We start from the raw sequence: 6,058 nt of genomic DNA, 5'->3' as shown, positions 1-6,058 counted from the left end.
TTTCGGTAGCGTACTCAGCAGGAATAGTAAAGTTAATACCACCATTATTTGCTTTTAAAGCGCCGCCTTCTTCTTTAATATCCAAAGTAACTACGTTCATGGGCGGTGTACCAATAAAAGTAGCCACAAAGCGGTTAATAGGGTGGTTGTAAAGGTCTAGCGGAGCGCCAATTTGCTGAATGTGGCCCAATTTCATAACCACAATTTGGCTGCCCATCGTCATCGCTTCAATCTGGTCGTGGGTTACATAAATAACGGTGCTCTTTAAGCGGTGGTGCAAAGCCGAAATTTCGGCGCGCATTTGCACGCGCAATTTGGCATCTAAGTTACTTAAAGGTTCATCAAATAAGAAAACTTTAGGGTTACGCACAATAGCACGGCCTACAGCCACACGTTGGCGTTGCCCGCCCGATAAAGCCTTTGGTTTGCGCTCTAACAACATTTCGATGTCAAGGATTTTAGCCGCATCGGCTACACGTTTTTTAATTTCTTCTTTATCAAATTTACGCATTTTAAGGCCAAAAGCCATATTATCGTAAACACTCATGTGCGGATACAGGGCATAGTTTTGGAAAACCATCGCAATATCGCGGTCTTTGGGTAGTTGGTCGTTACGGCGGGTGCCGTCAATGTAAAGGTCGCCGCCGCTAATTTCTTCTAGCCCTGCCACCATACGTAAAGTGGTACTTTTACCGCAGCCCGATGGCCCTACCAATACCACAAATTCTTCATCTTTAATAGCTATATTGATACTATCAACCGCTTTAACGCCACCATCATAAATTTTGGTGATGTCTAACAACTTAACCTGAGCCATAAAAAGCCCTCCATTTATTTTATATAGCTTAATTATAGCACGGCTTTGAGCGGCTGTCAAATAAAAAAGAGAGCAAAACGGTAAAATTTAAGCCGGATAAACGGAACATAGCCTAGCCAAAAGCCGTAAAACAGGTTAAAGTAGTTTATGCTTAATTTTGACCAAGTTCGCTTTAGCCAAAGCTGTCCTTTTTACCATCAATTACCTGCCGATGAATTGCCCGAAGTGGCTTTCGCCGGCCGCAGTAATGCCGGTAAATCTAGTTTAATTAACAATTTATGCCGGCAGCACGGCTTAGCTAAAGCTAGCGGGGTGCCCGGTAAAACCCGTGAAATGAACCTCTTTAACCTTTGTGATGATAAAAATTTAATTGCTCGTTTGGTAGATTTGCCCGGTTATGGTTATGCTAAAGCTAGCCATAGTTTACAGCAGCAATGGCAGGCCGAGCTAACGCGTTATTTAATGGAGCGGCCAAATTTAAAATTATTAATATTAATTATGGATTGCCGCCACCCGTTAACCGAAAACGACCAGCTAACCATTAACCTAGCGGCCAAACGTAATCTTAGGCAAATACTTATTTTTAATAAAATAGATAAACTTAACCAAAGCGGTAAGGCCGGCCTTAAAAAGGTGATAAGTGAGGCCGAAGCTGCGTGGCCCAATGTGCAGGCGATTAGTTATTCGTCTACTAAAAATATAGGTAAAACGGCTTTAGCAGATTTAATAGAGGGCGAACTGCGGGAATAGACGCTTAATTAATAGGCATTCCCGCTGGTAGTTAGTCTGCAAGCACCACGCGTAACTCGCTTATGTCATCGCTAAAAAGCTGCGCTAAGGTAAGGCTAAAGCGTACCTGTTGCTCATTAAGGCGGCTAAGGTTAAGCGGCACCTCTTCATTTAAGCCGTTTATGTAGTAAGCGCGCTCAACGGCGGTGGCATCGGCGCTGGTAAAAATAAAGCGCCACTCCAGCAGCTGAAGCATAGCCATAGCGGCCCTATCGCGAAGAGTAGCGCTAAAATCGCCAAGTTCTTCTTGAGCGGTGGTCATAACTTCGTTTAGGTTAAAAATAATAATGCGGTTAGAAATATAAGGGAACAACCCCATATGACCAATTTCTGTTTTTGGTAACTGCAAAAGAGCGCTGTACATCTGGCGGTAATCTTGCTCGTTGCTAACGGCAGCCGGGTTTACCGAAAAATGATAACGAAAGCCGGTACGGCCATTTTCCACAGTTATGGCGCTAACGGCCGTTCCCCAGTCGGCAACATCTTCGTGGTGAGTAAAGGGAGTTTCTTCGACAAAGTCGGGCATAGTCATTTCAAAGCTAAAAGCCATAGGTAGATTGTTATTTAAAGTTATTTCGGTGGTTAGCTCAATACAACTAACAAAGCTAAGTATTACAAGGGGAAGGACAACTTTTTTCATTGGTTAAGTATAAATAATGCGGTGCGGTTTGTCAAGTAAATGTTTTAGGCGGAATTATCCCTTTATTGGGTATCTATAAAAGGATAGTTTCCCTAACATTAACCCTTGCCATAACCGCTAAAACTAACTATAATAAGGGCCATTATGCTGGCTAATTTAAAGCAACCTATTAAAGAGTTAGAGGCTAAAATAACGGCAGCCCGGAGGTTACTTTGACCACTCTGCGCTCGTAAAAGAAGTGGCCGAATTAGAAGCCGAAACCGCTAACCCCGCCTTTTGGCACAAACGCGAAGAGGCCGAAGCTAAGCTTAGTAAAATTAAAAAACTTAAATCTAAATACGAACCATGGCTGGCTTTAGTTCAAAATTTAAGCGATTTAACCGAGCTTTACCAGCTGGCTTGCGGCGAAGCCGATGAAAGCCTAGCCCCCGAAATTGCAGCGTTATATCACCAATTATTAGATAATTTTACCCGCCAAGAAACGGCCGGCCTTATGCGCGAAGAAAGCGATATGCTGGATTGTTTTTTAACCATTCATGCCGGGGCCGGCGGCCTAGAGAGCAACGATTGGGTAGGTATGCTTTATCGTATGTATTTACGTTACACCGAAAAGAAGGGCTTTGCGGTAACCATTCTTGATGAACAGGCCATCGATGAAGGCGGCTTTAAAAGTGTTAGCTTGCAAATAACCGGCAGTTTTGCTTACGGTCTTTTAAAGGGCGAAACGGGGGTGCACCGTATGGTGCGTATCTCACCGTTTGATACCAATGCCCGCCGCCACACCACCTTTGCCGCCGTTTATGTAAGCCCGGTTTTAGATGACACCATTAACCTTGATATTAAAGCCGACGAGCTGCGCATTGATACTTACCGGGCCGGCGGGGCCGGTGGCCAAAAGGTAAACAAAACCGATAGCGCCGTGCGTATCACCCATTTGCCAACGGGTATTGTAGTGCAGTGTCAAAACGAGCGCAGCCAGCACCAAAACAAAAGTGTAGCGCTGGCTATGCTTAAAGGCCGCCTATATGACTATTACAAAGCCGAAAGGGATAACGAACGTGCTGCCAATAGCGCCGAAAAAAAGGAGATAGGCTGGGGCAACCAAGTGCGCAGTTATGTTTTTAACCCCTACACAATGGTAAAAGATAGCCGTACCAAAGCCGAAACCGGTAACGTGCAAGCTGTAATGGACGGCGAGCTGGATATGTTTATCGAGGCGCTTTTAAGGGCTGGGAATCATTAACAGGAATTATGGAATATATTATTAAATACCATGATAATAAAGCCACAATTTTAAAGATAATTTTATCGGTAGCTGCTACTATAGTTGTTTTTTGGGGTTTTATAGAGGTTTTAAATGGAGATTTGGCTAGAGAGTGGCTTAGTAGCCGAAGTACTTTTATAGCAGAAATAGTTGTGTTAGGGGTTTTAGGTGGAGCCATAACAATTATAACAACGTTGATAAATAAATTAACCGGCAAAAAAATACGCCTTATTATGGGTGGTTCGGTACTTAACATTAACAATGGTAAGATAGCTATTCTTTATAGTGATATAACAAAGCTAACGCTAAAGCCCGTTTATGGAGATGAATCCAAATATGTGTCGGGTTATACATTGAAAATTTATTACGGTGAAAGCAAAAAGTTACGCCTAAAGGTAGGCGGTGTTAGCAAAAAGGGAGTTATGGCTGAAAATACAAAAATATTGTTAGATTTTCATACGAATTTAACAAAGAAGCTGGCTTTGTTCGCCAAATAACAGGAGACAATATGCAGGAATATACCATTAAATGCTATAGTAAATCGGCAATTTTGATGGCAGTTTTTATAACCACAGCGATTTTAGTTATTTTTTTATTTTTATCGCTAGCTTTGCAAACCGAGATTGTTAGGGAGTGGCTGGATAATTTTGGTGAAATAGAGCGCATAACCTCTAGCATTGTTGTTATTGGGATAATAATCGGCAATATTGTCTTAATAGATGTCTTATTCACTAAAAAAATGCATATTGTTATAACCGGTTCGTCTTTAAATATTAATAATGACCAAATAACTATTTTTTATAGAGATATAACTAAGTTAGAGCTAAACCCTGTTTATACTTATCCCAAGCATGGGCCGCGTTATTTATCGGGTTATAGGTTACGGCTTAACTATAATGATGATAACAAAAATAAAAAGTTACGTATGAGAGTAGGCGGTGTTGATAGAGACGGTGTTGTGAATAAAAACACGCAAACTTTATTAGATTTTTACGAAAATTTAGCAAAGAGGCTTAATTGAGCGGTATCTAAAAGATAGAGCATTATTTTCAAGGTTTATATCTGCCATTAATTTCTCCTTACCTAAAGTATAAGCCGGCTCAATTTTACCCAAACACCACTCGTGCAAATTTCTTCTTGCCGGCTTTAAGCAGCAGGCTATTCTCATCGGCTAGGCAGCTTTTTACTAAAGCAGCTACATCGGTTATTTTTTGCTCATTAACCACCGCTCCGCCTTGCTCAATTAACCGTTTGGCTTCGCTTTTGCTGCTGCATAAGCCGGCCTTAACATATAAACTATCAAAAGTTAAACCCTCAAGTTCGTTTAAGGGGAGATTGATGGCAGGCATAGCGGCCACATCGCCGTTAAAAAAGCTTTTGGCTTGTTCGGCGGCTTTATCGGCTTCTTCTTTACCGTGTATCAGGCTAACATATTCGTGGGCAAGGCGGGCTTTAGCTTGGTTTAAGGCCGCTCCGCCGGCAGCGGTAAGGTCGGTTATTTCTTCTAACGGTAAAAAAGTGTACAGCTTCAAAAATTTGGCTACATCGCGGTCATCAACGTTGCGCCAATATTGGTACATATCGTAAGGGCTGGTGATATTTTTATCTAAAAAAATCGCCCCGGCTTCGCTTTTCCCCATTTTTTGGCCATCGGCCCGGGTGATAAGCGGGCAGGTTAAACCATAAACTTTATGCGGGGTATCTTCTTCGGTTTGTCCCGCTTCGGCGGCGGCAAGCCGCCTGATTAAATCTATCCCTGCCGTAATGTTCCCCCATTGGTCATCGCCGCCAATTTGCAAGTTGGCCCCGTGCCTTTGGTTTAAAATATGGTAGTCGTAACTTTGTAATAGTTGGTAATTAAATTCGATAAAACTTAAACCCGTTTGCAGCCTTAATTTGTAAGCTTCGTAACTTAGCATTTTGTTGACACTAAAATGTTTGCCAATATCACGTAAAAAATCGATGTAATTAAGATTAGCCAGCCAATCGGCATTATTGGCGATGATAACCCGCTCGTCATCAAAGTTAAGCAGGTTACTCAGCTGCCGTTTGATGGCGGTGATATTGTTATCTATCTCTTCGTAGCTAATCAGTTTGCGCAGCTCGGTTTTACCAGATGGGTCGCCGATACGGCCGGTACCGCCGCCCATTAATAAAATAACTTTATGGCCGGCATTGTGCAAATGTCTAAGCATAAAAACGGGGGTAGCGTGGCCAATGTGCAGGCTGGTAAAGGTTGGGTCTATCCCTAAGTAAACGGTAAGGCCGGCGGCGGCTTGCTCTTTAAGTTTATTAAGATGGGTAATTTGCGAAACAAAGCCGCGTGCCTGTAGGCTATCGATAATGTTCATCATAAAAGTACTATAACAACAATAAAAAAAATACTCAAGCAAGAACTAAAAATTAATAATTAAGAACTAATAATTAAAAATTAAAAACCGGTATCTTCCAATGATTAATTCTTACTTTTTAATTATTAATTTTAAAGTGTAGTTTTATAGCTCCGAAAGTTGTGTACTAAGGAGAAACACTATGCCCAATCAATTAA

The 6,058-nt window shown here is 41.9% G+C and carries 7 protein-coding genes; 4 read left to right on the top strand and 3 right to left on the bottom strand.

The window, feature by feature from the left end; all coding sequences use genetic code 11:
- Nucleotides 1-817 (bottom strand): sn-glycerol-3-phosphate ABC transporter ATP-binding protein UgpC (ugpC, locus tag FWE37_08785; GenBank protein ID MCL2521075.1); only part of this gene is annotated, 817 nt, incomplete at its 3' end.
- A 147-nt stretch (nt 818-964) separates the two neighbouring features.
- Between ugpC and yihA the strand changes: the two genes are divergently transcribed.
- Nucleotides 965-1,567, top strand: a complete 603-nt coding sequence (gene yihA / locus FWE37_08780; GenBank protein ID MCL2521074.1) for a ribosome biogenesis GTP-binding protein YihA/YsxC — start codon at nt 965-967, stop codon at nt 1,565-1,567.
- 31 nt (nt 1,568-1,598) lie between these two features.
- Here yihA and FWE37_08775 read toward each other — a convergent pair whose 3' ends face one another.
- On the bottom strand, nt 1,599-2,246 hold the full coding sequence (locus tag FWE37_08775) for a hypothetical protein (protein MCL2521073.1): 648 nt from the start codon (nt 2,244-2,246) through the stop codon (nt 1,599-1,601).
- A 144-nt stretch (nt 2,247-2,390) separates the two neighbouring features.
- Here FWE37_08775 and prfB point away from each other — a divergent pair.
- The 3 genes from prfB (at nt 2,391) to FWE37_08760 (ending at nt 4,531) form a co-directional block, all read left to right on the top strand.
- Nucleotides 2,391-3,489, top strand: a protein-coding gene (gene prfB, locus FWE37_08770; protein ID MCL2521072.1) for a peptide chain release factor 2 whose coding sequence is annotated in 2 segments (ribosomal slippage) — nt 2,391-2,459 and nt 2,461-3,489 — 1,098 coding nt in all. Because the reading frame shifts where the segments join, the coding sequence is not laid out codon by codon here.
- An 8-nt stretch (nt 3,490-3,497) separates the two neighbouring features.
- A complete protein-coding gene (locus FWE37_08765) occupies nt 3,498-4,007 on the top strand; it encodes a hypothetical protein (GenBank protein MCL2521071.1) in 510 nt (169 codons plus the stop codon).
- Nucleotides 4,008-4,063: 56 nt separating this feature from the next.
- The gene (locus tag FWE37_08760; GenBank protein ID MCL2521070.1) at nt 4,064-4,531 is read left to right on the top strand and encodes a hypothetical protein; all 468 of its coding nucleotides are present in this window, start codon (nt 4,064-4,066) and stop codon (nt 4,529-4,531) included.
- Nucleotides 4,532-4,616: 85 nt separating this feature from the next.
- Here FWE37_08760 and tyrS read toward each other — a convergent pair whose 3' ends face one another.
- Nucleotides 4,617-5,864, bottom strand: coding sequence for a tyrosine--tRNA ligase (gene tyrS / locus FWE37_08755; protein ID MCL2521069.1), 1,248 nt, complete (start codon nt 5,862-5,864; stop codon nt 4,617-4,619).
- Nucleotides 5,865-6,058: the final 194 nt, after the last annotated feature.

This window comes from Spirochaetaceae bacterium (assembly GCA_009784515.1).
Classification (GTDB): Bacteria; Spirochaetota; Spirochaetia; order WRBN01; family WRBN01; genus WRBN01.
This window is presented reverse-complemented; position numbering and strand designations above follow the sequence as displayed.